This window comes from Streptomyces sp. NPDC004542 (assembly GCF_040610035.1).
Classification (GTDB): domain Bacteria; phylum Actinomycetota; class Actinomycetes; order Streptomycetales; family Streptomycetaceae; genus Streptomyces.
The window spans coordinates 1-1,815 of record NZ_JBEXLP010000206.1; the positions used below are offsets into that span (position 1 = coordinate 1).

The 1,815-nt window shown below is 75.3% G+C and carries 1 protein-coding gene; it reads right to left on the reverse strand.

The window, feature by feature from the left end:
- Positions 1 to 275: 275 nt before the first annotated feature.
- A partial coding sequence (locus ABZX30_RS38075) for a LuxR C-terminal-related transcriptional regulator (protein WP_355943023.1) occupies positions 276 to 1,815 on the reverse strand: 1,540 nt, incomplete at its 5' end.

Here is a 1,815-nt window from a genome sequence, read left to right on the forward strand (position 1 = left end):
GGCCGCGGAGTTGGCGCCGGCCTCCGCGGGGGCGGAGAGCTGGAGCAGGAGCACGCTGGTGTGGCCCGAACATGAGTCTCCTCAGTGGGGGTTGCCGGTGGGGGGACGCGCGGGTGTGGGGGTGAGGCACGGGGACCGCGGGACCGACCCGAGTGCCCGGGCGAGCGGCATGGGTTCACGCTAGGACCGGGCACAGCCTCCTCCCAATGAGGGAACCCCCTAGGGGAACGGGGCAGGGAAAACCCTCGGTCCGGCCCAGTTAACAAGAGCGGTGCTCAGTGTGCGCGGCGGCCTGCCGCCAATCGGACGATGTCCACCCGCGAACGGATGCCCAGCTTGCGGTAGACCCGGGTCAGGGTCGCCTCGACCGTCTTGACGCTGATGAACAGCCGGGCGGCGATCTCCCGGTTGGTGGCCCCCTCCATGACCAGCGCGGCCACCTGACGCTCCATCGAGGCCAGTCCCGCCAGCGCGTCCAGGGCGGCGGGCGCGGTGACCACCGGCTCCGGTTCGGGCTCCGGTGCCGTGAGGGCCGCCTCCACCTGACGCAGCCAGGGCAGCGCCCGGCACCGGCGGAACAGCCGCGCCGCCTCCTCGTAGGGCGTCCGCCCCGAGCGTCCGGTGCGCAGCTGGGCCAGCGCGAAGGCGGCGCGGGCCTCCTCCAGGCCGTAGCCCAGTTTGCCGAGCCGGTCCTGGGCGGAGGTCAACTGAACGACGGCCGCGTCGCGTTCTCCGCGGGCGGCGCGGACGAGGGCCTCGGCGCGGTCCAGGACCGCGAGCACGCTCTCCCGGCCGAGCCGCAGCGCGTGCTCGCGGGTGACGTCGATGACGTCCTGCGCCTCGTCCGGGGCGCCGACCCTGACGAGAGCCTCGGCCAGGTCACCGTGCCAGCGGCCGCGCGCCGGGTCGGTGATGCCCAGGTGCTGCTCCAGTTCCCGCACCCGGCGCAGCGAGCGCACCGCGCCCGCCGGGTCCCCGGCCACCAACTGGGCGTAGCCGAGCGCGCCCAGGGCCCGGGAGAGGTACATCTGGTCGCCGTCCTGCTCGGCGTGCCCGACCGCCTCCCGGGCCAGCGCGAGGGCCCGGTCCACGTCGCCGCCGGAGGCCTCCGCGAGGGACGTGAGCATGCCCGAGGCGGTCTCGCCGATCCCGGAGTCCCGGGCCAGGGCGAGGCTCTCGCGGGCCAGCTCCAGCGCCCGGCCGCAGTGCCCGGAGCGCAGTTCGGTCTCGGCGAGCCCGCGCAGGAAGTGCACCTCGCTCTCCACCGAGCCGCGCCGCCGCACCTCGCGCAGCAGGGCGGTGACGGTCGTGCGCGCCTCGGCCAGCTGGTCGCCCATGACCAGCCAGCGGAACCGGGCACTGCCCGCGCCGTTGTGATGGCACGCCACCCTCGGGTCCTGCGGCTCCTTCATCGCCCGCTTGATGGTGGCGGGGGCCGCCGGATGACCCATCAGGGTCTCGATCTGGGCCAGGAAGGCCAGCGCCAGGAGTTCGGTGCGCCGGTCGCCGCCGCGTTCGGCGAGCTCCGCCGCGTGCGCGGCGGCCTCGCGCGCCTCGGTGAAGTCGCCCTCCACGATCAGGGCCCGCCAGGCCATCTGGTAGTGGACGAGGGCGAGCAGCCGCGGGTCGTCGCCGGCGTCGGCCAGGGCCTGCGGGAAGACGGCGTCGACCTCGGTCATGGTGTGGCCGGCCGTCTCGATCACGACCATCCAGGCCCGCACCCGCTCGGCGGGCACGGTCGCCCGGGTCAGCACCTCGCGGGCGACGTCCCGGGCGAGGTCGACCTCGCCGGCGGTGATGGCGTCCTCGGCGGCC